Consider the following 26090-nt stretch of genomic DNA (forward strand, 5'->3'; position numbering starts at 1 on the left):
TGCTGATTATTCCAATATTCAGCTGTATATCATCCCAGAACTGAAACGTAGGCATAAGATTTCAAACCCTTATTGGAATCGTAAGGAAATTCAAATCTATTAGGGTAAAAAAAACATTATGGGACTTCATTGGCTTATATCCGTTTTGCTTATTTTCCTTACTGTTTTGCAAATGGTATGAGCTAGTGGAGGTACTAGGTCTTTCGTGAGGTAAACTAAATAAAACGGTCGGCATGCTTCTTTGAGGTATGCCGACCGTTTTCAGTTTGAAGCGCTCTGCTTTGGTTTAAAATTGGAGCAGGGCCTTTGCTTGTCCCTGAAGAAGCTCCAGGTATAAAGGATTTTGGATGCGATCTTCCTGCATATTGCGCTCGATCTGGGCGAGCTTCGGCTTTTGCGCCAGCACATGCATGCCGAGATAATGGAAAATATCCGTAAGGTGACTCAGTGCGATGCCAGCCCCCCCGATGCCAGAAGAGAGGCCTACCAGAGCACATTTTTTATCGCGAAACCCATTCGGGTAGGACATGCCATCGATAAAGGTTTTGAGAACTCCGGGAAAGCTGCCATTATATTCAGGTACGATAAAGACGTATTTCTCAGCAGCAGAGATACGGGCGAGCAGCGCATTAAATGCGGGATTTTTCCCGTTATACTCGTAAAGCGCACTAAAAGCAAAATCCGCTGGGAGCTCCTCCAGCGCGAGGGTCTCCACTTCTGCTGCTCCCTGCTCCACTAAAATTTCACGGTACTGCGCCGCGATTTTGTTGGAAAGGGCCTGCTTGCGGTTGGTGCCCACGATAAGTAAAATCATAGTATCATCGGTTTAAAAGAATGGGTGGTCGGGCGCACACAGCAGGCGCCAGCGACTAGAAAAAGCACTTTGGCTACCTTCCTAAACACGGATTCCGTATTTTCGTGCCAGAAAGGAGGGGGAATTGCGTATATTCCTTCGAAAATAAACCCTTAAAACACGCAGTAAGCATGAGACAAGAGGCAGAACTCTCTGAAATGGAGAAGATTAAGGCTGCAGCCGCCCATATACAGCAGCAGGTTCCCGTCACCGTGGAAATCGGCATTATTTTAGGTACAGGCCTAGGTCAACTTGTAGATTCCATCGAGGTGGAGGAGGTGATTCCCTACGAGGAAATTCCCTTTTTCCCCGTATCGACCGTCGAAAGCCACTCGGGAAAATTAATTTTCGGTCGCTTGGAGGGCAAGTATGTGCTCGCCATGCAGGGCCGTTTCCACTATTATGAAGGCTATTCCATGCAGCAGGTGACCTTTCCTGTGCGTGTCATGAAACTGCTCGGCCTAAAGTATTTACTCGTCTCGAATGCCGCAGGTGGTTTGAATCCGGGCTTCCAGGTGGGTGAACTGATGCTCATCTCAGATCATATCGACCTGTTTCCAGAGAATCCCCTTCGGGGTAAAAACATCGACGAGATGGGGCCACGCTTTCCAGACATGAGCGAGCCTTATGCAGAAGCCCTACAACAAAAAGCGCATGCCATCGCACAGGCAGCAGGCATCACCCTGCACAGTGGCGTGTATGTGGGCGTACAGGGTCCGAACCTGGAGACCAAAGCCGAGTACCATTACCTCCGTGTCATCGGTGCGGACGCGGTGGGTATGAGCACCATTCCTGAGGTGATCGTGGCTAATCAGATGGGTGTGAAGGTGATGGCCCTCTCTGCGATCACGGACCTGTGCTCGCCGGGGAACATTAAAAAAGTAGAAATCGCGGAGGTGCTTGCCGCTGCCGCCAAAGCAGAGCCCGGCATGACGACCCTCATGCGTGGCCTGGTAAAAGAGTTGTAAAAAAAAACCTGTAGCGTGGGCCGCCACCCGGTATGGCCTACGCCCTTTTTTATCGATATGCAGCAGCTAAGCATCCGTGGAGTAACGAAAGCCTATGAAGGTCAGTGGGTTTTGCACGACGTGCAATTCGAGGCGCAGCGTGGCCGCATACTGGGTTTCTTAGGTCCAAACGGTGCTGGAAAGTCCACCACGATGAAGATCATCATGGGCTATCTGGAAGCAGATAGCGGTCAGGTGCTTTTAGAGGACTGGGATTCACGGGAAAATCCGATCGCTTTCCGGCGGCATCTGGGTTATCTTCCCGAGCAGAACCCGCTCTATACGGACATGTATGTGCGAGAATTTTTGGCGTTTATGGCGGGGCTGTATAAGGTGCCTGCCGGCCAAAGAAAGGATCGTATCCAGTACCTGCTGGAGGCCTGTGGGCTTTTGCCGGAGGCGCATAAAAAAATCCAACAGCTTTCTAAGGGCTATAAGCAGCGGGTAGGACTGGCAAAGGCCCTGCTGCATGATCCAGCTGTGGTGCTACTCGATGAGCCGACTACAGGGCTGGACCCGAACCAGCTTTTGGCCATCCGACAGCTGATTCAGGAAGTGGCGCAGGATAAAATCGTGGTGCTGAGCACGCATATTATGCAGGAGGTGGAGGCGCTCTGTGACGATGTGGTCATCCTCTCCTCGGGACGTGTGGTGGCGAAAAGCACCTTAGACGAACTGACCACCGCCCGAGGAATGGAGCAGGTGGAGCTGGAGCTGGAACAGCCTTTCGCAGGGGCCATAGGAGAAGGTCCCTGGCAGCGGGTGACGGGTGCAGGTACGCAGCGGCTCCTCTTCGAAGGAGAAAATCGACACGCCCTCCAGACGGCCGTCTTGGCCTTCATCCAAAGGGAAGCGCTGGCCATCCGCCGCCTGCAGGTAAGGCGGGATAGCCTAGAAGATGTGTTTTATAATTTGACCCAAGGAAAAAATGCGCGCGCTACTTTGGAAGGAAATCAGTAGTTTTTTTAGTCAGTTAAGTGGCTTTCTAATGGTGGCGGTGTTTTTACTTACGCTGGGCCTGCTGTTATGGGTGTTTCCGGATACGAACGTGCTGGATTTCGGCTACGCAGACTTAGAGCCACTTTTCTATTTGAGCCCCTTTGTGTTCATGTTTTTCATCCCGGCTGTTTGCATGCGCCTGCTAGCGGATGAGCGGCGGCAGGGCACCTGGGAGCTGCTGGCCACTGCGCCCCTGCCAGTATGGAAGGTGGTGGTGGCCAAGTATCTGGCGGCATTGCTGCTCATTTTTCTGGCGCTGCTGCCCACCTGGGGCTACTTGTATAGTCTGTATCAGCTCGGTGACCCCGTGGGAAATATCGATGTGGCGGGCTTTGCGGGCTCCTGGGTCGGTCTCTTTCTTATCGGTGCGGCATTCGTGGCGATAGGGGTCTTGGGCTCGGCTTTCAGCCAAAATCAAATGATCGCCTTCCTCTGGGGGGTGTTTTTAAGCTTCCTGCTTTACAGCGGACTTTCGGCGCTGGTGGACCTGCAGTGGGAGCATCCGCTGGCTTATTATTTGGAGGCACTCAGCATGCGCTACCACTATGTGCAGCTCAGCCGCGGGGTGATCGACATGGAAAATGTCGCGTATTTTACCGGTTTAATCGTGCTTGTACTGGGCATTAGTATTGAAAAATTAGAACGCGCATGAAAAAGAGAAGCTGGAGGAGATTCGCCACGATCGGGATGCTGCTGCTGGGGCTTTTTGCGCTTGCGCAATTTTTTCCTTACCGAATCGACCTGACCGAAGAAAAGCGTTACAGCCTAAACCCTGCCACGATCGCTTTCTTGGAGGACCTGGAAGAGCCGGTGACGGTGGAGCTTTTGCTGACAGGAGAGGCACTGCCGCCAGGCATGAAGCGGCTGCAGCGCGCCATCCGCGAAATGGTACAGACCTTCGATGTGTATAGCCCCGTGAAGATCTCGGTGCGGGAGCTGAACCCCCTGAACCTGCCTAAGGAGGAGCAGGAGGAGTTTATCGTGGGGCTGAGTGAATTCGGGATTAACCCGACTAATGTGTTTACAGGGAATGAGCTCGGGCAGCGGACGCAACTGCTTTTTCCTGGGGTGCTGCTACGCACGCGGGAGTTTGAGACGGGGCGCCTGCTGCTGCGGGGGCTGCGCGACATGCCGGCGGAGCAGATTTTACAGACTTCCATAGAGAATCTGGAGTATGAGCTGCTGCGCGGCTTGAAGGACTTAGTGCAGGAGGGCGGGGCTACCATCGGGATGCTGATGAGTCGCGGGGAGATGGCCGAAGATGAGGGTTTTGGCTTAGTGGAAGCCTTGTCCGAGGAGTTTGAGGTGTTTAAGGTGCCGCTGGAGCAGGCGAATCGGGTGGAGGACTTGGACCCATTCGATGTGCTGCTCATCATGGGGCCGAAGGAAGCCTACACGGAGCGGGAGCGGTATTTTCTGGATCAGTACCTCATGCGAGGTGGGCATCTGGTGTTTGCGTTGGATGCGCTGGCCTTCGATCCGGATGCGCTGAGTGCTCCGGAGGGAACGATCGCCATGCCCTTTGATCATGGCTTCGATCAGATGCTCTTTCGCTATGGCGTACGGATAAATAAAGACCTGGTGCAAGACCTGAATTTCGGCTTGCTGCCGGTTTATGGGGGAAATTTTGGCAATCAGGAGCAGCTGGTTCCCCTGCCTTGGCCCTTTTATGTACGGGTTACGCAGCTGGCCAAGCATCCGGTCACCAAGGGGCTGGATCCGCTGCTGGTGCGCTATGTATCTTCTTTAGATACGGTAAAGGCAGAGGGTGTGCGTAAGACACCGCTGCTGTTCAGCTCCTCCTATAGTTTTCGGGAGGCAGCTCCTGTGCGGCTGGCCCTATCGGATGCCGAGCGGGCGCCGGATGTGGAGCGCTTTCAGGCGGGCTCCCTGCCGCTGATGTATCTCTTAGAGGGTGAATTTACTTCCTTTTATAAGAATCGGTTTTTACCTGAGGGGGTGGATGCTGCCGGTTTTCTCGAGCAGGGGAGCAGGGGGCGTGTACTGGTGACGGGCTCGGGCTCCTGGTTTAAAAGCCAGCGGATCGGGGAGGGGCAGGCCCCTTTGGCCCTAGGCCAAAGTCCCCTTCAGGTCGAGGACTACGATAATCGGCGTTTCGTACAGCATCTGATGCAGTACCTGCTGGAGCCAGAGGGGATGATCGCCAGCCGCGCTAAGGAATTTCGGGTGCGGCCCCTCGATAAGGTGCGTGTGCAAGAAGAGCGGCGCTACTGGCAGGGGGTAAATGTGCTTTTGCCGCCACTGCTGATGGTGCTGCTGGGGCTGGGGCTCGTGCAGCTGCGTCGGATGCGCTACGCAAGGCGCTAATTTTACGGCTTTTTTCAGGGAGAATCCACCGAGAGTGGGCTGAGTTTCTGAATTTATTTCTAACTTTACCCAGTTTTAAAATTAGTATTCAAATAGCCTAGATATATGAAATTCATTGTTTCTTCGTCCGCTTTGCTGAAGCAGCTGACCGCCATTAACGGGGTGGTGACCACAAACCCGGTAGTGCCGATTTTGGAAAACTTCCTTTTTCAGATAGAAAATGGTTTGCTGACCATCACTGCCTCGGATCTGCAGACGTCGATGATGACCTCCATCGAGGTGGATGCGCGGGAGGATGGCAGCATCGCCGTGCCAGCGCGTATTTTAATCGATACCTTAAAAAACCTTCCCGAGCAGCCGGTTAATTTTACCATCGACCACGAAACGTATAGCATCGAAATTAGCTCAGATAATGGTCGCTATAAATTGGCAGGAGAGAATGCTACGGACTTCCCAAAAGTGGTGGAGGTCTCTAACCCTACCGTGGTGGACATGTCTACCGAAGTGCTAAGCAGTGCGATTAATAACACGATCTTCGCGACAAGCAGTGATGATTTACGTCCTTCGATGACGGGTGTCTATATTAATTTAAGCGATACGAATGCGACTTTCGTAGCTACTGACGGTCATCGCCTGGTGCGCTACCGTCGTGTGGATGTGGCTTCCGAGCAGCCTGCCAGCTTGATTATTCCCCGAAAGGCGCTCAACCTGCTGAAATCGACGCTTCCTTCTGAAAACGTGCCGGTAAAGGTGGAGTTCAACAGTTCGAATGCCTACTTTAGCTTTAACAGCATTAAGATGATCTGTCGTCTTATCGACGAGCGCTTCCCGGATTACGAAAATGTAATTCCTACAGATAACCCGAACCACATGCGTATCGATCGTCAGGAGTTGCTCGGCTCGCTGAAGCGTATTTCCATCTATGCGAACAAGACGACCTATCAGGTGCGCTTAAAAATTACGGGCAGCGAGCTGCAAATTTCAGCGGAGGATTTAGATTTCTCGAATGAGGCGAATGAGCGCTTGTCCTGCCAGCATGATGGTGAGGATATCGAGATCGGCTTTAACGCGAAGCTTCTCGTGGAGATGCTGAATAACTTACATGCGAAAGAGGTGACGCTACAGCTTTCTGCGCCTAGCCGTGCGGGTCTGCTGGTGCCGACGGACTCTGGCGATGCGGAAGATGTGCTGATGCTGATTATGCCGGTAATGCTAAATAATTACGTGTAAGGATACAGCGTCTTCGGTTTACGGCCGGAGTTGTGCCCACATACATCCTGAAAAATGCCCCCAAAAGATGCGGTTTGCAAGTTTGGGGGCATTTTGTGTCTTGTAAGGCTTGGTATTAACCTATCCAGGATATAATGCCCGCGGCAGAGGCAGGCCAAAGTGCCTTGGAAAGGTGAACATAAGGGCGCTCTTCTAACTTAGAGGAAAAATTTTTTATCCGCGATATATTGGGCTACATCAGGATGGAGGAGGTATTTTACTGAATGACCTTTCGCTATAGATTCGCGAATAAAGGTAGCAGAAATATCAAGTAGCGGCGCTTGGACAAACTGTACGTTCGGGTGCTGATAGCTCAGCACTTCCCCAGGTCTGGGGTAGACCAAGAGACCGATATGTTCCAGGATCCACTCCGCATTTTTCCATTTATGGAAATGCGATAAGTTGTCACTTCCTACGATAAGCTTAAAGGAATGCTGCGGGTATTTATCTGTGAGGTAGGCCAGCGTATCTACGGTATAGCTAGGGCGTGGCATGTGAAATTCCACATCAGAGGCCTTAAACGAAAAATGATCGGCGATGGCGAGCTCTACCATCTTTAGCCGATCAAATTCATGTAGCAGGCTTTTCCTTTTTTTAAAAGGATTTTGGGGGCTTACTACAAACCAAATTTCGTCTACGTCAGTGCGATCCAGGAGTGTGTTCGCTAAGATTAAGTGTCCGATATGAATCGGATTAAACGAGCCGAAAAACAAGCCTATTTTCACGCTGACTTAGGAGTTTAGAAAATTCCCAACAAGTGTCTCTGCTTGTTGGAAGGAAGTTTCTTTGTCATCGTTAACGATAGTCACGTCAAATTTGTTCTCGAAACTCATTTCAAATTTCGCTTTATAAAGTCTGCGGGAGAGGCTCTCCTCGGATTCAGACCCACGGTCGGTCAGACGTTCCTTTAGTACTTCGAGGCTGGGTACTTTTACAAAAATGGCCAAGGCATGCTCTCCAAAATAATTTTTCAGGTTGACTCCCCCTTTAACATCCACATCGAAGATGACATGCTTACCACTATCCCAAATACGCTGAATTTCTTCTTTCAGTGTGCCATAGAAATTACCTTCATAGACCTCTTCCCATTCGATAAAAGCATCTTGATCGATTTTCGCTTTAAACTCTTCCGGACTCAAAAAATAATAATCTTTACCATGAACCTCTGCTCTGCCGCGTTTATCACGGGTGCAGGCCGAAATGGAAAAGCCAAGCTGGGGGAATTTTGTCAACAGATGCCGGACGATCGTCGTCTTTCCAGAACCAGAAGGAGCGGAAAAGATGATCGCTTTACCTTGAGTCGCCATAAGTAAGATAGAGGGGAAGACGTATGCGTAAAATTTTTAATTGGGCGCAATTTACGAAAGTCTCTGATGGATTCAAACGTGGAACGTGGCGCTTAGCGCGCGTCCAATTTTATTTCTTGTATTTTTTTACGGATATCAGATTTCATGTCCTCTGACATGCAAAATTTTGTACACTTGGTGTGTATCGCCTCTTTGATCGCTTTTTCTAGATGAAAATGCTCGAAGCAAGGTTGGCATTTGGCGAGCTTCTCTTGAATAATCTCCTTCGAATCTGGGATATTATCTCCGTCTATAATGCGTTCTAATAGCTGAAAACAGCGACTGACGTCTGCACATTCCAACTTCCTTTGCCCCGATTTGTCTAATTCTTTGTCCATTTCACTCTGTTTTCTTTGCCCGTCAGGGCGGATAATCTATGTGCGAATTTATTCGTATTAATCTTCTTCATCTTCTTCGGAGTCTGTTTTATACCCCATATGCTGGGCATAAGAACGTAATTTCTCTTTTAATAAGTTCCTTGCTCGGTGTAATCTTGAGCGGACCGTTCCGATGGGAATGTCTAAAATCTTCGCCATTTCCTCATAGGTGAAGCCCTCTAAATCACAAAGGATTATCACCGTACGGAAATCCACTGCCAAGCTATTTAGCGCATTCGAGATCTCATCCCCGAGCATGTCTTTCACTGAATCCACACGCAGGTCAGTGGTCCCTTGATAGTCAACGTCATCACTGTTGTAAAAGGTTTCCACTTCCTGATAATCTACCTTGGCAGGCTGCTTAGATTTTTTTCTGTACTCATTTATAAAGCTATTTTTCAGAATACGGAAGAGCCAAGCCTTCGCGTTAGTGCCCTGCTCGAAACTGTTGATGAAGCGATAGGCCTTCAGGTAGGTGTCTTGCACGAGGTCTTTGGCATCGTCCTCGTCGAAGGTGAGCCTGAAAGCAAAATTATACATGCTATCCATATGGGGCATGAATTCCCCATCAAAGATGCTGTCCTTCTCTTCTTGACTGTATTTTTTTCTTTGACTTTCAGACATAGAGTTCAAATGTACATAAACTTCACTTACTGTAACCATTTTTTCAGCGGATTGTCTATGATTTTACGTTATTTTGAGACGCAGTACGGGTGGGAATCTCTTACAGTAATGCTTAATGTTGTAAATATAGTTCGTGTACGAATAAAATTCAATTTTGCCGGCAGCTCTTTTCCTGTGTGGCATGCTGGGTTTCTTTAAAGATTTATGTTTTTCTTTCGCCTCATCGCCTCTTTACCGTTTTGGGTACTCTATCTGTTAACAGACGTACTTTTCTTGTTGGCTTATTATGTGATCGGCTACCGCCGCAAAGTAGTGGAGCAAAATCTCTTGGCGGCTTTTCCGGAGAAGTCTGCTGCCGAGCGCCGAAGGATCGCAAGGACCTTTTACCGGAACCTGACGGATTCTTTTGCCGAGACACTCAAGCTTCTGGTTCTTTCGGAGGCAGCGCTGCGGCGCCGCGTAAAAATCGAAAATAGTGCGCTCGTCGACCAGCTAGTGGGGGAGGGAAAAGTGGTTCTTGGCCTGACGGGGCATTTTTTCAACTGGGAAATGCATCTATTAGGGGCCTCCCAGTACCTGAAGAGCCCTGCGGATGTGGTCTACCAAAAAGTCAACTCACCCCTTTTTGAGAAGTTGATGCTGCAGATCCGAACCCGATTTGGGGTGCAGCTGGTGCCGCGCATGGGGTTTCAGCGGGATTTTTTGCGCAAGCGCACCCAGCCCCGCCTGATCGTGCTGGCAGCAGACCAGCGTCCTACGGAGCAGGAAATTCGCTACCGAAGGTTATTTATGCATCGGGAAACGGTTTTCTTCGAGGGAGCGGAAAAGTTAGCGAAGCGTTTCGACTTGCCGGTGGTGTATGCAGAGGTGCGCAAGCCCAAGCGGGGTCACTACGTGTTTACTTATTCCCTACTGGCGCAGCCCCCTTATGCGGGAAGCCCGGAGCACAGCATTACCGATGCTTTCGTGGAGCGAGTGGAAGCAGACATGCGTGCCAATCCGACGGGATATTTATGGAGCCATAACCGCTGGAAGGCTTAGTGATTTTATGGCTCGCTAAAAAGCCTTAACTTTGTGCTTGAGTAGGAAAAGAGGATATGGAATACCTAAAGGGGCTAAATGCTCCACAAAAAGAGGCAGTAGAACACACCGATGGCCCCCTGATGATCATCGCGGGGGCGGGCTCCGGCAAAACGCGGGTGCTGACCTATAGAATCGCCCATTTAATCTATTCGAAGGGAGTGGATCCTTTTCAGATACTGTCCCTCACCTTCACGAATAAGGCAGCCGCGGAGATGAAGCACCGGATCGAGAAGCTTATCGGTCTGGAGGCGCGGAATACTTGGATGGGTACCTTTCACTCCACGTTTGCGAAGATTTTACGTGTGGAGGCGCCCAAGCTAGGCTACACCAGTAATTTTACCATTTATGATACCGACGACAGTAAGTCGCTGGTGCGCACCATCGTGAAGGAGCTGCGTCTAGACGATAAGGTGTACAAGCCCGCGGCGGTCTTGTCTCGCATTTCAGGGGCTAAAAACCGGCTGATCTCTTGGGAAGCCTACCTGGAGGATCCGTATATTAAGGCAGACGACGAGGCTGCCATGAAGCCGCGCATCGGCGATATCTATAAAATGTACCAGCAGCGCCTTTTCCGCAGCGGCGCCATGGACTTCGATGACCTTCTTTTTAATACGAATGTACTTTTTCGCGATCATCCTGACGTGCTCAACAAGTACCAACAGCGCTTTCGCTACGTGATGGTGGATGAGTTTCAGGACACGAACTTATCTCAGTACCTGATCACGAAAAAGCTGGCGGCCGTACATCAAAACATCTGTGTGGTGGGCGATGATGCCCAAAGTATTTACGCTTTCCGAGGGGCGGATATTCAAAATATCTTGAATTTCGAAAGTGATTACCCCGACTTAAAGGTGGTTAAGCTGGAGCAAAATTACCGCTCTACCCGCCATATCGTGGAGGCGGCGAATTCAATTATCGCCAAGAACAAAAAGCAGCTGGAAAAAAGCGTCTGGACGGCAAACGACAAAGGCGACCTGGTGGCACTTATGAAGGCTTCCTCGGATAATGATGAGGGGCGTCTGGTGGCTACGACCATTTTTGAAGAACGGAATAATAAGAAGTTGGCTAATTCAGACTTCGCTATTTTGTACCGAACCAACTCTCAGTCGCGTGCGCTAGAAGAGGCGCTGCGCAAGATGAACTTGCCCTATAAGATCGTGGGAGGCCTTTCTTTTTACCAGCGTAAGGAAATTAAGGACCTGATGGCCTATCTGCGGTTCACGGTAAACTCGGAGGATGAGGAAGCTTTCAAGCGGATTATTAATTTCCCCAAGCGGGGCATCGGCGATACGTCGGTGGAAAAAATTATGGTGGCGGCCTACGAGCACGACATTCCGCTGTGGGAGGTGCTTACGAATGCCAGTCACTTTTTATCTGGCCGTGCGGCCAATAGTACATCGGATTTTGCGACGCTGATCAAAAGCTTCCGCATCGAAGCGGAGCGCAAAGACGCGTACGAGACGGCAAAAAAAGTGGCGCAGCAGTCGGGGCTTTTGAAGGAGCTGTATGAGGACAAAACCATAGAGGGGCTAAATCGTTATGAAAACGTCCAGGAGCTCCTAAATGCGATAAAAGAGTATGTGGACAATGAAGAAAATGCCGACAAGTCGCTCGGCGCTTTTCTTCAGGAAATCGCACTCCTTACCGATAACGATCGGGATAAAGACCAATCAGACGCCATCACGATGATGACCATTCACGCCTCGAAAGGCTTGGAGTTCAAGCAAGTCTTCGTGGTAGGCCTGGAGGAGGATTTATTTCCTTCCCAGATGATGATGCAGAGCCGGGAAGATCTGGAGGAGGAGCGCAGGCTCTTCTATGTGGCCACGACGCGTGCTATGGACAAGTTATATTTGACCTATGCCCTGACGCGTTATCGGTACGGGCGTCTGCTGCAGTGTGAGCCGAGTCGCTTTTTGGATGAAATAGACCCCAACTGTCTGCAGGTCAGCAAGCGTGCCAGTACGGCACCTATGGGAGCGCTTCGTGGGGAGGGACTAGGCTCGGAGGGCCAAAACGGTTATGTGGGGCTCAAGAAGAAGCCTTTGCAGCGCAGCGGCACCACAGCCAAGCTGCACACGCCGAGTCCGGACTTCAAGCCTTCGAATACCCAGCAGCTACAGGAGGGCGACCGAGTAGAGCATCCGAAATTTGGTTTTGGAACGGTACAGAAAATCGAAGTAGAGGGTCTAAACCGAAAGGCCAGCATCCGATTTGAGAATTTTGGAGAAAAGACATTATTGCTTAGCTTTGCTAAACTACGCATTTTATAAGGGTGTATACCCAGTAACGAGAGGGTTTTTCCTCCAAATAAAGCGCCATGGAGCGCTTAAAAGGCATTAAATACCAATCATTTTGAGAGAATACGGGAAAAATATTTTGGCCCTCGTGCACCATGTGGCGGGGCTGGAAGATAGGGAAAGAAGGACGCAGAGTGCCTACACCTTAGTGGAGCTGATGAAGCAGCTGAATCCACAGTTGAAGTCGGAAAGCGACCAGAAGCTGTGGGATGATTTGTACATCATGTCGTCCTTTACCTTAGATGTAGACGGTCCCTATCCAGTGCCGGAAAAGGAACTTTTAGGCAAAGCACCTTTGCCGATAGGCTACCCGGAGACGGAAATTAAGTTCAAGCATTATGGGCGGAATATCGAGCTGCTAATCGAGAAGGCGATCGAGCTGGAGGATGACCAAGAGCAGGAGGCGGCTATCATTTACATCGGCCAGCTGATGAAGAGCTTTCAGGCGGCTTGGAACCGGGATAATTACGATGACGGTATCATCTTAGAAGATATTCGGACGCTGTCCAAGGGGCGTCTTCATATCGATCTGGAGCGCGTACGGGAGCAGGGACTTTTCGATACGTCCACTAAGCGGGACTTTAATGCCCCACCGCAGCCGAGCCGCGAACAGCAGGGGGGCTATGGCAATAAAAAATCCTACGGCCATAAAAATTACAAGGGGCGAAGTGGAGGAGGAAATTACAAGAAACATAATCGTCGCTAAGCAAGTATGGCATCTTTTCGAGTAGAGGGAGGCGCCCGCCTCTCCGGGAGCATTACGCCCCAAGGGGCTAAAAATGAGGCGCTTCAAATTTTATGCGCTGTTCTGCTGACCGAGGAGCCGGTCCATGTGCATAAGGTGCCGAATATCCGCGATGTGAATAAGCTCATCGAGCTGCTGGCGGATATGGGCGTGAAGGTCACCAAAACGGGCAAGGAGTCCTATACTTTTCAGGCTGATGAAGTGGACTTGGCCTATTTGGAGACGGAGGAATACCTGAAGCAAGCCTCTTCACTGCGCGGTTCGGTAATGGTTTTAGGGCCTTTGCTAGCACGTTTCGGCTTCGGAAAGTTATCCAAGCCGGGTGGGGACAAAATCGGCAGGAGACGTATGGATACCCATTTTACAGGATTCCAGAAGCTCGGGGCCCGCTTTTCTTACGATGCCGAGCGCGAGCTGTACCATATCGATGCCAGCGCCCTGAAAGGAACGTATATGCTACTCGATGAGGCCTCTGTTACCGGAACGGCGAACATCGTAATGGCAGCCGTTCTCGCAGAAGGCCGCACCACCATTTATAATGCCGCTTGTGAGCCGTATCTGCAGCAACTCTGTGCGCTTTTAAACCGCATGGGGGCTTCTATTTCAGGCATAGGCTCTAATCTCCTGCATATCGATGGGGTCAAGCGCCTCGGAGGGGCTAGCCACAAAATGCTGCCAGATATGATCGAGATCGGCTCTTTTATCGGACTAGCCGCCATGACTGGATCTGCCCTACGGATAAAAGACGTGCAGCTACCCATGCTTGGCATCATTCCGGAAACATTCCGACGCATGGGCATTCAGCTGGAGTTCGATGGCGATGATATCGTGATCCCCGCGCAGGAACATTATGAAATCGAAACCTTCATCGACGGTTCCATCTTGACTGTGGCCGATGCCATTTGGCCGGGCTTTACCCCGGATCTGTTGAGCATCATTTTGGTGACGGCCACCCAGGCGAAAGGGACGGTGCTGGTGCACCAAAAAATGTTTGAAAGCCGCTTGTTCTTCGTGGATAAGTTGATCGACATGGGAGCCCAAATCATCCTCTGTGATCCGCATCGGGCGACGGTCATCGGCCTGGATCGCAAGTATCCTTTACGTGGTATCCGCATGACTTCTCCGGACATTCGGGCAGGAGTGGCGCTCTTGATTGCGGCCTTGTCGGCCAAAGGGACCTCCATTATCGATAATATCGAGCAGATCGATCGGGGCTATCAGTACATCGACGAGCGGCTAAATGCCCTCGGCGCGAATATCGTGCGTATCTAAACAATTCGGCGCTGAAATGTTTTTTCTTCTAAAACAGCACATGAAAAAGTATTCCTATTACCTGATCGTGCTAATGGTTTTGGCGCTGGGCGCCTGCCAAACGGCAGCAAAGGAGCAGTCGCTACCTGAAAAAGTAGCCGAAGCTTATGGTTTTAGCGCCCTGGAAGGCCTTAAACAGGTGCAGTACACCTGGAATGTACAGGCTGGCGAGCGCCGCATCAGCCGCACCTGGACCTGGAATATGGCAGAGCAGCGGGTGACCTATGCTGACGCAGACACCACTTTTCAGTATGCACTCACCGAAACGCCACTACCGGAAATCGATGCAGCCTTCGTGAATGACAAGTACTGGGCACTGTTTCCATTTCAGCTGATGTGGGATTCTGGTTATACGTATGAGGTGGAGGAAAATGCAGAATCTCCGATCTCTGGTGCTGTGGCGACCAAGTTAATTATCCGCTATAACGATAGCGATGGTTACACGCCGGGGGATGCTTACGATCTGTACTTGGATGAACGTTTTATGATTCGCGAGTGGGTCTTCCGAAAGGGGAATGGTGCTGAAGGCAGGGCCTTTACTTGGGAGCAAGAGGAGCAGCATGCGGGGATAACCCTGTCGACCATGCACCGAAATGCAGCCGGCGAGCGCTTTATCTGGCTGACGGATATAGAAGTTGAGTAAATAGGGCTGTAGAACGTTTCATAAGGCCGAAAACCGAGACGAGTGCCGCAGGTTTTCGGCCTTCCTTTTTAGGGAGGATGCAGACGTTTGCATCAATTTTTTTAGTCCATTTCCCTACTTTAGCCTCTAGCTTTTAGTGAAATCCCAGTATATTGGGTTATGAAAAAGAAATTTTACAGCGTAAGCAGAACTCTTTTGCTGCTCGCAGCCAGCTTAGCCGCCTGTGGTCCTAAAGAAACTACGCTCACACCACCCATAGAAACGCATCGCATGCAGACAGATAAAAAAGTCGTTTACCAAGTGTTTACACGCCTGTTCGGCAATACGGGCACAGCCCAAAAGCCCTGGGGTACTGCAGAGGAAAATGGCGTCGGGAAGTTTGCTGACTTCACAGAAAAGGCGCTTGCAGAGATAAAAGACTTGGGGGTGACGCATATTTGGTATACGGGAGTGCCACACCATGCACTAATTCGAGATTACAGTGCTCTCGGCATCTCAGATGATGACCCTGATGTAGTCAAGGGGCGTGCTGGTTCTCCTTATGCGGTGAAGGATTATTACCAAGTGAACCCTGATTTGGCCGTGGATCCGGAGCGACGCATGGAAGAGTTTGAGGCTCTGGTGCAGCGGACGCATGCAGCAGGGATGCGGGTTATTATCGACATCGTGCCAAACCATGTAGCGCGCAAGTACGAAAGCATAGGTAAACCGGAAGGAGTGCGCGATTTCGGGGCTGACGACGATACGACAGTGGAGTACGCTCGTGATAATGATTTTTATTACATTCCCGGGCAGGCGTTTCAGGTTCCAGATCCTTTGGAGGGGTATCGCCCGCTTGGCGGGGAGGCACATCCGCTCGCAGATGGTACATTCGAAGAGAATCCGGCTAAGTGGACGGGGAATGGTGCGCGGGATGCCAAGCCGCATTTTTACGATTGGTACGAGACGGTGAAGGTCAACTATGGTGTACGTCCCGATGGAACGCGGGATTTTCCCGCTTTGCCGGAAGGCTACCACCAAGCAGACGCGGCGGCGCACTTGGCTTTTTGGGAGACACAGGACGTCCCTGCATCGTGGAAAAAGTGGCGGGATATCGCCTTTTTCTGGATGGATAAGGGCGTAGATGGTTTTCGCTACGACATGGCGGAGATGGTTCCTGTGGAGTTTTGGTCCTACCTGAACAGTGCCATTAAAGTGAAAAATCCGGAGGCTTTCCTGCTGGCGGAAATATACAATCCTGCCGTCTACCGTGACTATATTTACAGTGGTAAGATGGACTTCCTTTATGATAAGGTGGCTTTATACGACACCTTGAAAGGTATTATACAGGGCAAAGGATCTACAGATGCCATCGAAAAGGTGCAGCAAGACCTCACAGACATCCACCCTCACATGTTGCACTTCCTGGAAAATCACGATGAGCAGCGCATCGCCAGCCCGGAGTTTGCGGGAAATGCGCAGGCAGCTTTACCCGCCATGGTGCTTTCGGCCCTGCTCGACAGTGGCCCTGTGATGCTCTATTTTGGGCAGGAAGTAGGTGAGCCGGGTGCGGAGGATGCGGGCTTTGGCAAGCCGAGCCGTACCTCGATTTTCGATTATATCGGCGTGCCCCATCATCAGCGCTGGATGAATGGAGGTGCTTTCGATGGTGGGCTGCTGTCCCCAGAAGAGCGGGAACTACGGGCATACTACCGTAAACTTTTACAACTTACCCTGAGTGAGGCTGCCTTTTCTGGTGCCTATGCTTCTTTGCATGGCTTCAACAGGCAGCATACCGAATGGTATAACGATCGTGTCTATAGCTTCGTCCGCTGGCAAGGGCCGGAGCGCATCCTCATCATTAGTAACTTTAGTGCGGCGGAAAGCTACGGTTTTGACTTGCAGCTCCCGGAAGAGTTGGTTCGTGCTTGGGGCTGGTCACCGGGCACTTATGCGGTAGAAGAGCTACTGGAAGGTGCCAGCATGCAGCCATTACAGGTGCAGGAGCGAGGCAGCATTCGGGTTGATGTGGCACCCCTTCAGTCTCTGGTCATACGTCTGCCCGCTTAAAAGGGGCGGCGTAGCGCCAATGGTTTCCGGAGCTCTGCTCTTTTGACAGTTTTCGCAGCGATAAAAAAATGGAACACAACTTCTCCTCTAAGTCGATTCAGATACAGTTTCAGTTGGCGTCTAAAGAGGCGCTGGACAAAATTACGGCGCTTGCGCACCGCATCTGGCCGCATACTTTCGGACAGCTGTTGAGCCCTTCACAGTTGACCTACATGCTAGACTGGATGTATGCACCGCAGCATTTGGCCGCGCAGCAGGCACAGGGACATGTTTTTTATTTGGTGTATGTGGCGGAGGAGCAGGAGCCTATCGGGTTTTTCGGCATTCAGCATGCGCTTTCTCCTCCCGGGGAATTAGAAAGTCTGCCCACATCCGCGAAGGCGACGAAAATTCATAAGGCCTACCTCCTTCCGGAGCGCCAAGGTGCCGGAATTGGTCGCTCCCTTTTCGCTTTCGTACAAGACTTGGCTCTAAAGGAGGGGAGCGAGGCTGTTTTCCTAAACGTAAACAAGTACAATAGCGCTGCGATTCATTTTTATGAGCGCATCGGCTATGTGCGGATACGTGAGGAGGTCATCGACATCGGGAAGGGCTATGTCATGGATGACTACGTGTACGGACGGATCTTACAAAGGGAGCCACTAAGAAAAACTTAAGAAAAAAGGCGCATCTGCCTATTTTACATTTCTTCAAGTGCTCGTTTGCGCGCCATTTCATATTCTGCTTCTGTGATCAAGCCTTCATCGAACAGGGCTTTCAGTTTACGTAGGCGCAGTTCCAGATTAGAGATGGCCTCCGCTTCTTTTAGTACTTGCTTCGGGCCTTCCTGCAGGTGCTGCTCGAGCGGGTCTAGATCCGAAAGTGGCGTGAGCTCATACATGCGACTTGGCTTGTATTTCATGGTCCACAAGAAAGGGACTAGGAAAAATATCCCCCCGATGATCGCTCCTACATCTACTTCCTCATCCCGTGCGAAGTAGCTGTAAAAAGGGGCATAATCGTCTAATTCTAGACGTACGTCTGTAACGCTCCCTACGATGCGGGTATCTCGATGTTTATGCGGAGTGGTTCCGACCAGCTCATCATTCAAGTACAGTTTCGCTCCACTAGGTGTGGATTGAATGAGGGTGGCACTGCTGCAGCTGGTAAAAAGCAGAAGCGCTGCAAGGAAAAGGGCTAAATAGGCTCGCATAAAAATTCGTTTATATGCACAAAGATACTTTTGTTTCGGGAATTTATCCGAAAAGCTATGAAAAAGGTGTGTTTATTTAAGCATTTACTCCACGCCTTCCAAATTATCGGATACACATAATACGGCCATCCTACCGCTGTAAAGCTGCAGCAGCTGGATGGCCGATTCCTAAAAAAACAGACTTTGGGTCGTTTATTTCAGTCGTAGCACCAGGTCATCCTGCTGCACCATGGTATTTTCACGTAGCATGATCTCTTCGATCGTACCGGCAAAAGGTGCTACTACCGTACTTTCCATTTTCATGGCCTCTATGAGGAAAAGCGGATCGTTTTTCTCCACTTTGTCGCCACGATTGACGAGGATCTGGGTCAGTTTGCCCTGCAAAGGGCTGCCTACATCCCCTTCCTTGGCTACTTTTTCATGTTTCACCGTTTCGACGAGCACCTGATGGTCCTGTACTTGGATTTGGCGATTCTGACCATTCAATTTAAAGAATGCGTAGCGCTTGCCTTCCGCATCCGGTGCGGTAGTGTTCAGGTACTTGACGATGATTTTTTTACCCGGAGAAATTTCGAAAACGATTTCTTCATTCTGTTTCATACCATAAAAGAAAGCCTTAGACGGCAGGGGAAGTACGTTTCCGTACGTTTCACAGAAGTGATGAAAGTCCTGATACACCTTCGGGTAAAGCGAGTAGGAAAGGAAGTCACAGATATCTTTTTCCTTGCCGAACTTCTCCTGAAAGGCAGGTAGTTCGCTTTCAAAATCGATTGGTTCCAGCAGCTCATTTGGCCGGTGTGTATACGGCTGCACCTCTTTCAAAACGATTTTTTGGAAGTCTCTCGGAAAGCCGCCGTAAGGTTGGCCCAAGTCCCCCTTGAGGAAGTTGATGACCGAATCTGGAAACGAAATGGACTCGCCGCGGCTCAGCAGATCCTGTGCCGTATAGCCATTAGAGGTCATAAACAGCGCCAGATCCCCAACCACTTTCGAGGAAGGCGTTACCTTCACAATGTCTCCAAGGAGGGTATTAGCGACGCGGTAATTTTCTTTTATCGTCTCGAATTTGTGCTCGATGCCTAGGCCGCGCGCCTGGGGGCGCAAATTTGAATACTGCCCACCGGGAATTTCATTTTCATACACCTGTGCAGTGCCGGCTTTCAATTCACTTTCGAACGGATAGTACAGCTCGCGCACATCTTCCCAGTAGTTGGCAAAACGATTCAAACTGCCTAGGTCGATTTTCTGTTCCCGCTCATGACCCTGCATCATGGCCACCAGGGAGTTGAAATTGGGCTGAGAGGTCAAGCCGCTCATGCTGCTGATGGCTACATCTACGATATCCACTCCTGCCTCTATCGCCTTTAAGTAGGTGGCACTCTGGATGCTGGAGGTGTCATGTGTATGGAGGTGAATCGGCAGCCGCACATGCTGTTTAAGGGTGTCGATCAATTCGGCGGCGGCATAGGGTTTGAGCAAGCCTGCCATGTCCTTTATACACAGGATGTGTGCGCCCATGTCTTCCAGCTTTTTCGCCACTTCCGTATAATAGGCCAGCGTAAATTTGGTTTTTTCTGGGTTGCTGATGTCCCCGGTATAACATATACAAGCCTCGGCCAGCGACTGCGTCCGCTCGCGTACGGCGCGGATGCTGATTTCCATGTTTTCGGTCCAGTTAAGGGAGTCGAATATGCGGAAAACATCCATGCCATTTCCTGCCGCCTCCTCGATGAAGCGCTCCACCAGGTTGTCCGGGTAGGAGGTGTAGCCTACGGCATTCGAGCTTCTAAAGAGCATTTGTGTCAGGATGTTAGGCATGGCTGCGCGTAATTTGCGCAAGCGCTCCCAGGGGTCCTCCTTTAAGAAGCGCATGCACACGTCGAAGGTGGCGCCTCCCCAAAGTTCCACCGAAAAGAGTTCTGGATGATGGCGAGCATAGCTTTCCGCGATCGCCAGCATGTCGGTAGTTCGCATGCGGGTGGCCAGGAGCGACTGATGGGCATCCCGAAAGGTGGTATCGGTGTACAAGATGGGGCGCTGCTCCTTCACCCAGTGGCTAAAACTATCAGGGCCGAGCTCCGTCAGCAGGTTCTTTGTACCCTTGGGAAAGGGGCTATACGGATCGAAGTCCGGCACCGCAGGAGTGCGAAAGGCTTTATCCTCCTGAATGATTTTTACGTCTGGATTTCCATTAATGATGACATCCGAAAGGTAGCGCAGGAGCTTCGTAGCGCGGTCTTTTCCTTTTGGAAATTCGAGTAGCTCCGGATGGTCTTGGATAAAGGAGACAGTCTGTTCCCCCTTAACGAATATGGGGTGTTTGACTACATTTTGGAGGAAGGGAATATTCGTTTTTACTCCGCGGATGCGGAATTCAGAAAGGGCTCGGTCTAGGCGCTCTGCGGCTCCGCGCAATGTTCTCCCCCAGCTGGAGACCTTAACCAGCATAGAGTCAAAGAATGGAGAGATGGTCACGCCTGAGTAGGAGCTGCCCTCATCGAGGCGAATGCCCATGCCCGCGGCATTTCGGTAGGCAATGATAGTGCCGAAGTCAGGCTGGAAGTTGTTCGTAGGATCTTCTGTCGTCACACGACACTGGATCGCGAAGCCATTCACTTTTACATCTTCCTGGCTGCTGAGGTAGATGCCTGGGAAGGAGAGCGGGTGGCCCTGTGCGATGAGCAGCTGGGAGCGGACGATGTCGATTCCCGTAATTTCTTCGGTAATGGTATGCTCCACTTGGATGCGTGGATTGACCTCGATGAAGTAAACCTTTTCCTCTTTATCTACGAGGAATTCCACTGTTCCCGCATTGTAGTAGCCCACATGATGGGCGATTTTTAAGGCGTAGGCATACAGTTTATCCTTGGTTTCCTGCGAGAGGGTTGGGCTGGGAGCCACTTCCACTACTTTTTGGAAGCGGCGCTGCACGGAGCAGTCCCGCTCGTAGAGGTGTACGATATTTCCGTGCTGGTCGCCCAAGACCTGAACCTCGATATGTTTCGGGTTTTCGATGAATTTTTCGATAAATACCGTTCCTTCACCGAAGGCTTTTAGGGCTTCATTACTGGCCTCTTTAAAGGATTTTTTTAGCTCGGAAGCTTCGCGTACCACGCGCATGCCTCTACCGCCACCACCGGAGGCAGCTTTTAACATGACAGGAAAGCCGATGCGCTCGGCTTCCGCTAGGGCTAAGTCCGCATCCTGTAGGTCGACGAGTGAATCTTCGATAACGGGGACCTCTGATTCTCGGGCGATTTTCTTAGCTGCCACCTTGTCGCCCAGTTTTTCCATAGCCTCAGGGGAGGGGCCCACGAAGAGTATCCCCTCCTCGCGGCAGCGCCTGGCGAAGCGGACATTTTCGGATAAAAAGCCATATCCGGGGTGGATCGCATCGATCTTTTTATCTTTCGCAAGCTGAATGATGGCTTCTACATCCAAGTAGGGTTTTAAGGGGTCATGTTCTTTACCGATTTGGTAAGCTTCGTCCGCCTTATAGCGATGTAAAGAGTAGCGGTCTTCATGGGTGTAGATGGCTACGGTCCGGATTTTTAGCTCAGAACCGGCTCGAAAAATGCGTATGGCGATTTCCCCACGGTTCGCCACAAGCAAACGCTGGATTTTTCTCTCCGTCATTTGGGTTGTTTTATGGATTTTATAATAAAATGAGTGTTTGTCAACACCTAATATCCACAAAAAGTCCGCCTATTTCAAGTTTGATAACAAAAAAGACGGAGGCACGTGTTTGTGACGTGCCTCAAAAAGGTTTGAAAGTCTAGCGAAAGTAAAGATTTTTTTTGTTTTTCGCAGGCTTAGATATGTTTTTTCTTTTCTCTAGCAATCTCCAGCAGCAGCTCTCGTGAGCGATGGAGCTGTGCTTTCACCGTTCCGAGGGGTTTTTCTAATTCCACAGCAATTTCTTCATAGGACAGTTCATCGAAATACCGCAGCTTGACCAATTTTCGGTATTTGGCGGGGAGCTTATCCACGAAGATGCGCACCATCTCGATACGCTGGGAACGGATAAACTCATCCTGGGGATTATTATCATCATCTTCCACATCGATGGTCACACTATTCCCGCCATCATCGCTGAGCGTGGTGTTAAGGCTCATGGTCTTCAACTTCTTTTTTCGGATAAAGTCGATGGTATTATTCGTGGCGATTCGGAAGAGCCAGGTGCTGAAGGTGTAGTCCTTTTTAAACTTATGCAGATTTTTAAACGCTTTGGCGAAAGCCTCCATGGTCAAATCTTCCGCATCATCCGCATCACGAATCATTTTTAGCACCATAAAAAAAACAGCCTTTTTATAGCGTTTCATCAAGGTCGCATACGCCTGCTGGTCTTTGCCGCTCACCGCCTGGTCGATAAGGTCAAAATCCTCTAAAGCCTTGTTCGAAAAATTTCGCTCGTTTACATCCATAGTTGTTTCGTTCTCGGCTTGAAGCCTCACCAGCTCATGTTCCATCATACAAGCAGCTAAAATTAGGTTAGAACCAATTACACTACTTCTTTTTACCTAAATTGGTTCAAGAAGGTTTTCTCCTTAACTTAAATTGCGAAAAAAAGAACACCTCCCGGAAAGCATGCAAGTCGAGTAGCAAAAATACACTATTTTTTTAGCCCTGCATAGTTTCTTATTTAATCTATTCTTCTTGTCTTACAGGAGAAAGGGAGCTGGGGACCATTTATCAGGCGATCTGCTTGCTAATTTCTGGGTCTTGACCGCGAATGGCCATAGGCCTATGTGAAAGCTCATGAATAAAGCCTATTTTTGTGCACTTCTTTACAGTAGGAAAGTCCGAGATGAAATTTACCTTAGAACACGAAGATCCGAAAAGCCAAGCACGTGCTGGTCGCCTCCAGACCGACCATGGAGAGATCCTTACCCCTATTTTTATGCCGGTGGGCACTGCCGGGACGGTGAAAGCAGTACATACCCGCGAGCTGGAGGCTGATATTCAGGCCCAAATCATTCTCGGCAACACCTATCATCTGTATTTGCGGCCCGGACTGGAGGTGCTTCGTCAGGCCGGGGGCTTGCACCGTTTTAATGGTTGGTCGAAGCCCATCCTTACCGATAGTGGCGGTTATCAGGTCTTTTCGCTGGCGCAAAGCCGCAAGATTACCGAGGAGGGTGTGACCTTTAAGTCTCACATCGATGGCTCCAAGCACCTGTTCACTCCGGAAGGGGTGATGGACATCGAGCGTACCATCGGCGCGGATATCATCATGGCCTTTGACGAATGTCCTCCCTATCCCTCTACTTATGAGTATGCGGAGCAGTCCATGCATCTGACCCATCGCTGGCTGAAGCGCTGCATCGAGCGTGTGGACCAGACGGAGCCGCACTATGGCTACGCCCAAAGTCTTTTTCCGATCGTTCAGGGCTCTACCTATAAAGATTTACGAGCCCAGTCTGCCGAGTTTATCGCCTCCTGTGAGCGCGAGGGCAATGCCATCGGGGGGCTCTCGGTGGGGGAGCCGGCAGAGATGATGTATGAGATGACCGACCATGTGAATCGCATACTGCCACGCGATAAACCACGTTATCTCATGGGCGTGGGGACCCCTGCAAATATACTCGAAAATATCGCACTCGGCGTAGATATGTTCGACTGTGTGATGCCCACGCGTAATGCGCGTAACGGCATGCTCTTTACCACGGAAGGAATCATCAATATTCGAAACGAAAAGTGGAAGTCGGACTTCTCACCTATAGATAGTGGCTTCCCTTCCTATGTGAGTCAGTTTTATTCCAAGGCCTATCTCCGCCATCTGGTGATTTCAAAGGAGATTCTGGCCGCACAGATCGCGAGCATCCATAACCTGAGCTTCTACCTGTGGCTAGTGGGTGAGGCGCGGGCGCAAATTCAGGCGGGGACCTTTGCCAGCTGGAAAAATCGCATGGTAGAAGTGGTTAGCCGAAGATTGTAAGCTATGAAATTACTTGATAAACTCATCATTAAAGACTTCTTGAAGACCTACCTCTTCGTGGTCTTTCTGCTGGTTCTGGTGGTCCTCGTACTGGACTTCACCGAGAAAAACGATGCGTTTATCCGAAATGAGGTGCCCTCTGGGGAGATCATCAAGTACCTGCTGAACTATGGCCTATATTTGAATAACCTCCTCACGCCGATTACGGTATTTATTTCCGTGATTTTCATCACCTCACGGATGGCCGGGCGAACGGAAATCATCGCCATCCTAAGTAGTGGTACCAGCTTCGTCCGTATGCTTGTGCCCTTCTTTTTCAGTGCAGCGCTTATCGGCACTGCGAGTTTTTTTCTCAATGGCTGGGTACTTCCTGTAGCCACGGAAGGGGTGACTAGCTTCAAGGCGCGCTACCTGGACGATGACAAGTATTACAATGAGTCGAATATACACGTGAAGGTGGCACCCCATCACTATGCTTTTATTTCTCGCTACTATACCAGCAGCAATACGGGCTACAGCTTTACCTTAGAGCATATCGAAGACAGGATTCTACATGCCAAGCTTTCTTCGGATCGCATCGTGTGGGATACAGCGAAGCGCGTCTGGTCGGTAAAAAATTACCGCATCCGTTCGCTGGAGGACTGGGGGGAGCGCTATGAGGTGGGGGAATCCTTGGACACCGCGCTTTCCATTACACCGTATGACTTCGACCTGCCACTGAATCACCACGAAATGCTGAAGACGCCTGAACTTTCCAAGCAGATAAAAATCTTGGAAGAACGGGGCGCGGATAATGTCAACTATTACAAAATAGAGCGCTATGTGCGGTACATGTCTCCTTTTGCGGCGATCATACTGACCTTTATCGGTGTGATCGTGTCCTCGAAGAAGACCCGAGGAGGCTCTGGCTTCCAGATCGCGCTAGGTTTCTTTTTGGCCTTTATCTACATCATCCTCTTTCTGCTCTCTAAGACCTTCGCCGAGGCAGGGACTTCTTATCCGGTCTTAGCCGTTTGGCTGCCGAATATTGTCTTTGCTGTCACCGGTCTGGCGCTATACAAAACAGTTCCACGTTAATGTCCACTACACCGCTTTCTGCTGGCTTGAAAGATTATGCCATGCTGCACTTTATCGTGCTCATCTGGGGATTTACGGCCATCTTAGGCTTGTTGATTAGCCTCCCCGCCCTAGAAATCGTCTTTTACCGCACGCTGCTGGCGGTTGTGGTTATCGGTGGGTTTTTTCTTTGGCGGAGCCAAAGCCTACGACTTTCTCGCGCCTCCCTGATACGTATTATGGGAACGGGCATGCTGATCGGGCTTCACTGGGTGCTTTTTTTCGGTGCGGCTAGAGCCTCTACCGCCTCGGTCTGCCTGGCGGGAATGGCGACGACCTCTCTCTGGACGGCATTTATCGAACCCTTCGCGTATAAAACGAAGGTAAAATGGTACGAGGTGCTGCTCGGGCTGCTCGTGATTTCGGGGCTGTATGTGATTTTCCGCTTTGAAGGGGGCTATTGGTTGGGGCTGAGCATGGCCATCGCTTCGGCTTTCTTGGGGGCTGTTTTTTCGGTGATCAACAGTAAATTGACGAAAAAGCATGAGCCGTACACGCTGACGTTTTACGAGATGCTGGGAGCCTGCTTGTTTACGCTCCTGTGTATGCCGATTTATAGCATGTACTTCGCGGAAGAGGGACTTCAGCTGCTGCCTCAGGGACTGGATTGGCTTTGGTTGTTCCTTTTGGGGGGCGTCTGTACGGTGTATGCTTTTGCCGTTTCGGTGGAGCTGATGCGAAGAATTACCGCCTTTGCAGTGAATTTGACGATCAATTTAGAGCCTGTTTATGGAATTGTCTTAGCTGTTTTAATCTTCGGAGAGAAGGAGCAGATGACCCCAGGCTTTTACTTGGGAACTCTAATAATTCTGATTTCCGTGCTGCTGTATCCCTTATTCCAATTTCTTTACCGCAAGCGTCAAGCGCGGCGTGCTGCTTCAGCAGCTAAGCTATATCCTCGCGCATAAAG

At 50.4% G+C, this 26090-nt stretch carries 23 protein-coding genes; 15 read left to right on the forward strand and 8 right to left on the reverse strand.

Going from position 1 to position 26090, the window contains the following annotated elements:
- Nucleotides 1–286: 286 nt before the first annotated feature.
- Entirely contained in the window at nt 287–814 is a 528-nt protein-coding gene (locus tag ACXIT9_RS13125; protein ID WP_458056698.1) for an NADPH-dependent FMN reductase, read from the reverse strand.
- Between the two features lie 170 nt (nt 815–984).
- On the opposite strand from ACXIT9_RS13125, the gene ACXIT9_RS13130 reads away from it, so the two are divergent.
- The 5 genes from ACXIT9_RS13130 (at nt 985) to dnaN (ending at nt 6417) form a co-directional block, all read left to right on the forward strand.
- Nucleotides 985–1821 (forward strand): purine-nucleoside phosphorylase, encoded by an 837-nt coding sequence (locus tag ACXIT9_RS13130; RefSeq protein WP_458056699.1) that lies wholly within the window; start codon nt 985–987, stop codon nt 1819–1821.
- A 15-nt stretch (nt 1822–1836) separates the two neighbouring features.
- Complete coding sequence (locus ACXIT9_RS13135) at nt 1837–2820, forward strand: ATP-binding cassette domain-containing protein (RefSeq protein ID WP_458056700.1); 984 nt, start codon at nt 1837–1839, stop codon at nt 2818–2820.
- Nucleotides 2789–3511 (forward strand): ABC transporter permease, encoded by a 723-nt coding sequence (locus ACXIT9_RS13140; RefSeq protein WP_458056701.1) that lies wholly within the window; start codon nt 2789–2791, stop codon nt 3509–3511. The genes ACXIT9_RS13135 and ACXIT9_RS13140 overlap by 32 nt, the downstream gene beginning before the upstream one ends.
- Nucleotides 3508–5187, forward strand: a complete 1680-nt coding sequence (gene gldG / locus ACXIT9_RS13145; RefSeq protein ID WP_458056702.1) for a gliding motility-associated ABC transporter substrate-binding protein GldG — start codon at nt 3508–3510, stop codon at nt 5185–5187. The genes ACXIT9_RS13140 and gldG overlap by 4 nt, the downstream gene beginning before the upstream one ends.
- Before the next feature lie 105 nt (nt 5188–5292).
- Nucleotides 5293–6417 (forward strand): DNA polymerase III subunit beta, encoded by a 1125-nt coding sequence (gene dnaN, locus ACXIT9_RS13150; RefSeq protein WP_458056703.1) that lies wholly within the window; start codon nt 5293–5295, stop codon nt 6415–6417.
- A 197-nt stretch (nt 6418–6614) separates the two neighbouring features.
- On the opposite strand, the gene nadD is transcribed toward dnaN, so the two are convergent.
- From nadD to ACXIT9_RS13170, 4 genes are all read right to left on the reverse strand, one after another.
- Complete coding sequence (gene nadD, locus ACXIT9_RS13155; protein WP_458056704.1) at nt 6615–7181, reverse strand: nicotinate (nicotinamide) nucleotide adenylyltransferase; 567 nt, start codon at nt 7179–7181, stop codon at nt 6615–6617.
- A 6-nt stretch (nt 7182–7187) separates the two neighbouring features.
- Nucleotides 7188–7763, reverse strand: a complete 576-nt coding sequence (gene gmk, locus ACXIT9_RS13160; protein WP_458056705.1) for a guanylate kinase — start codon at nt 7761–7763, stop codon at nt 7188–7190.
- Between the two features lie 92 nt (nt 7764–7855).
- Nucleotides 7856–8140, reverse strand: coding sequence for an anti-sigma factor (locus ACXIT9_RS13165; protein ID WP_458056706.1), 285 nt, complete (start codon nt 8138–8140; stop codon nt 7856–7858).
- Nucleotides 8141–8197: 57 nt separating this feature from the next.
- Nucleotides 8198–8803, reverse strand: a complete 606-nt coding sequence (locus ACXIT9_RS13170; protein WP_458056707.1) for a sigma-70 family RNA polymerase sigma factor — start codon at nt 8801–8803, stop codon at nt 8198–8200.
- Between the two features lie 204 nt (nt 8804–9007).
- Between ACXIT9_RS13170 and ACXIT9_RS13175 the strand changes: the two genes are divergently transcribed.
- From ACXIT9_RS13175 to ACXIT9_RS13205, 7 genes are all read left to right on the forward strand, one after another.
- Entirely contained in the window at nt 9008–9844 is an 837-nt protein-coding gene (locus tag ACXIT9_RS13175; protein WP_458056708.1) for a lysophospholipid acyltransferase family protein, read from the forward strand.
- Between the two features lie 56 nt (nt 9845–9900).
- On the forward strand, nt 9901–12159 hold the full coding sequence (locus tag ACXIT9_RS13180; protein WP_458056709.1) for an ATP-dependent helicase: 2259 nt from the start codon (nt 9901–9903) through the stop codon (nt 12157–12159).
- A gap of 82 nt (nt 12160–12241) precedes the next feature.
- Complete coding sequence (locus ACXIT9_RS13185) at nt 12242–12892, forward strand: DUF4290 domain-containing protein (RefSeq protein ID WP_458056710.1); 651 nt, start codon at nt 12242–12244, stop codon at nt 12890–12892.
- 6 nt (nt 12893–12898) lie between these two features.
- Nucleotides 12899–14203, forward strand: a complete 1305-nt coding sequence (murA, locus tag ACXIT9_RS13190) for a UDP-N-acetylglucosamine 1-carboxyvinyltransferase (RefSeq protein WP_458056711.1) — start codon at nt 12899–12901, stop codon at nt 14201–14203.
- A 40-nt stretch (nt 14204–14243) separates the two neighbouring features.
- Complete coding sequence (locus tag ACXIT9_RS13195) at nt 14244–14885, forward strand: hypothetical protein (RefSeq protein WP_458056712.1); 642 nt, start codon at nt 14244–14246, stop codon at nt 14883–14885.
- Nucleotides 14886–15044: 159 nt separating this feature from the next.
- Nucleotides 15045–16934, forward strand: a complete 1890-nt coding sequence (locus ACXIT9_RS13200; RefSeq protein ID WP_458056713.1) for an alpha-amylase family glycosyl hydrolase — start codon at nt 15045–15047, stop codon at nt 16932–16934.
- 68 nt (nt 16935–17002) lie between these two features.
- On the forward strand, nt 17003–17590 hold the full coding sequence (locus tag ACXIT9_RS13205) for a GNAT family N-acetyltransferase (protein ID WP_458056714.1): 588 nt from the start codon (nt 17003–17005) through the stop codon (nt 17588–17590).
- Between the two features lie 23 nt (nt 17591–17613).
- Here the strand turns inward: ACXIT9_RS13205 and ACXIT9_RS13210 are convergent, their stop codons facing one another.
- The 3 genes from ACXIT9_RS13210 to ACXIT9_RS13220 all read right to left on the reverse strand — a co-directional run bounded on the left by ACXIT9_RS13210 (nt 17614) and on the right by ACXIT9_RS13220 (nt 22550).
- Nucleotides 17614–18126 carry an SHOCT domain-containing protein gene (locus ACXIT9_RS13210; RefSeq protein ID WP_458056715.1) on the reverse strand — a complete coding sequence of 171 codons (513 nt, stop codon included), beginning with the start codon at nt 18124–18126 and terminating at the stop codon, nt 17614–17616.
- 192 nt (nt 18127–18318) lie between these two features.
- Nucleotides 18319–21762 carry a pyruvate carboxylase gene (locus tag ACXIT9_RS13215; protein WP_458056716.1) on the reverse strand — a complete coding sequence of 1148 codons (3444 nt, stop codon included), beginning with the start codon at nt 21760–21762 and terminating at the stop codon, nt 18319–18321.
- A 176-nt stretch (nt 21763–21938) separates the two neighbouring features.
- Nucleotides 21939–22550, reverse strand: a complete 612-nt coding sequence (locus ACXIT9_RS13220; RefSeq protein ID WP_040670614.1) for an RNA polymerase sigma factor — start codon at nt 22548–22550, stop codon at nt 21939–21941.
- A gap of 383 nt (nt 22551–22933) precedes the next feature.
- On the opposite strand from ACXIT9_RS13220, the gene tgt reads away from it, so the two are divergent.
- The 3 genes from tgt to ACXIT9_RS13235 are packed head-to-tail and all read left to right on the forward strand — an operon-like array spanning nt 22934 to nt 26088.
- Nucleotides 22934–24064, forward strand: a complete 1131-nt coding sequence (gene tgt, locus ACXIT9_RS13225) for a tRNA guanosine(34) transglycosylase Tgt (RefSeq protein WP_458056717.1) — start codon at nt 22934–22936, stop codon at nt 24062–24064.
- Between the two features lie 3 nt (nt 24065–24067).
- Nucleotides 24068–25141: an LptF/LptG family permease gene (locus tag ACXIT9_RS13230; RefSeq protein WP_458056718.1), complete on the forward strand. Its 1074-nt coding sequence runs from the start codon at nt 24068–24070 to the stop codon at nt 25139–25141.
- Nucleotides 25141–26088, forward strand: a complete 948-nt coding sequence (locus ACXIT9_RS13235) for a DMT family transporter (protein WP_458056719.1) — start codon at nt 25141–25143, stop codon at nt 26086–26088. Before ACXIT9_RS13230 ends, ACXIT9_RS13235 begins: the two co-directional genes overlap by 1 nt.
- Nucleotides 26089–26090: the final 2 nt, after the last annotated feature.

The organism is Nitritalea sp., assembly GCF_054166705.1.

What these genes read in the sequence shown, in the direction of transcription:
- ACXIT9_RS13125 (WP_458056698.1), bottom strand. Translation starts at nt 814, where the DNA reads ATGATTTTACTTATCGTGGGCACCAACCGCAAGCAGGCCCTTTCCAAC.
- ACXIT9_RS13130 (WP_458056699.1), top strand. Translation starts at nt 985, where the DNA reads ATGAGACAAGAGGCAGAACTCTCTGAAATGGAGAAGATTAAGGCTGCA.
- ACXIT9_RS13140 (WP_458056701.1), top strand. Translation starts at nt 2,789, where the DNA reads ATGCGCGCGCTACTTTGGAAGGAAATCAGTAGTTTTTTTAGTCAGTTA.
- gldG (WP_458056702.1), top strand. Translation starts at nt 3,508, where the DNA reads ATGAAAAAGAGAAGCTGGAGGAGATTCGCCACGATCGGGATGCTGCTG.
- dnaN (WP_458056703.1), top strand. Translation starts at nt 5,293, where the DNA reads ATGAAATTCATTGTTTCTTCGTCCGCTTTGCTGAAGCAGCTGACCGCC.
- gmk (WP_458056705.1), bottom strand. Translation starts at nt 7,763, where the DNA reads ATGGCGACTCAAGGTAAAGCGATCATCTTTTCCGCTCCTTCTGGTTCT.
- ACXIT9_RS13165 (WP_458056706.1), bottom strand. Translation starts at nt 8,140, where the DNA reads ATGGACAAAGAATTAGACAAATCGGGGCAAAGGAAGTTGGAATGTGCA.
- ACXIT9_RS13170 (WP_458056707.1), bottom strand. Translation starts at nt 8,803, where the DNA reads ATGTCTGAAAGTCAAAGAAAAAAATACAGTCAAGAAGAGAAGGACAGC.
- ACXIT9_RS13175 (WP_458056708.1), top strand. Translation starts at nt 9,008, where the DNA reads ATGTTTTTCTTTCGCCTCATCGCCTCTTTACCGTTTTGGGTACTCTAT.
- ACXIT9_RS13180 (WP_458056709.1), top strand. Translation starts at nt 9,901, where the DNA reads ATGGAATACCTAAAGGGGCTAAATGCTCCACAAAAAGAGGCAGTAGAA.
- murA (WP_458056711.1), top strand. Translation starts at nt 12,899, where the DNA reads ATGGCATCTTTTCGAGTAGAGGGAGGCGCCCGCCTCTCCGGGAGCATT.
- ACXIT9_RS13195 (WP_458056712.1), top strand. Translation starts at nt 14,244, where the DNA reads ATGAAAAAGTATTCCTATTACCTGATCGTGCTAATGGTTTTGGCGCTG.
- ACXIT9_RS13200 (WP_458056713.1), top strand. Translation starts at nt 15,045, where the DNA reads ATGAAAAAGAAATTTTACAGCGTAAGCAGAACTCTTTTGCTGCTCGCA.
- ACXIT9_RS13205 (WP_458056714.1), top strand. Translation starts at nt 17,003, where the DNA reads ATGGAACACAACTTCTCCTCTAAGTCGATTCAGATACAGTTTCAGTTG.
- ACXIT9_RS13210 (WP_458056715.1), bottom strand. Translation starts at nt 18,126, where the DNA reads ATGCGAGCCTATTTAGCCCTTTTCCTTGCAGCGCTTCTGCTTTTTACC.
- ACXIT9_RS13215 (WP_458056716.1), bottom strand. Translation starts at nt 21,762, where the DNA reads ATGACGGAGAGAAAAATCCAGCGTTTGCTTGTGGCGAACCGTGGGGAA.
- ACXIT9_RS13220 (WP_040670614.1), bottom strand. Translation starts at nt 22,550, where the DNA reads ATGGATGTAAACGAGCGAAATTTTTCGAACAAGGCTTTAGAGGATTTT.
- tgt (WP_458056717.1), top strand. Translation starts at nt 22,934, where the DNA reads ATGAAATTTACCTTAGAACACGAAGATCCGAAAAGCCAAGCACGTGCT.
- ACXIT9_RS13230 (WP_458056718.1), top strand. Translation starts at nt 24,068, where the DNA reads ATGAAATTACTTGATAAACTCATCATTAAAGACTTCTTGAAGACCTAC.
- ACXIT9_RS13235 (WP_458056719.1), top strand. Translation starts at nt 25,141, where the DNA reads ATGTCCACTACACCGCTTTCTGCTGGCTTGAAAGATTATGCCATGCTG.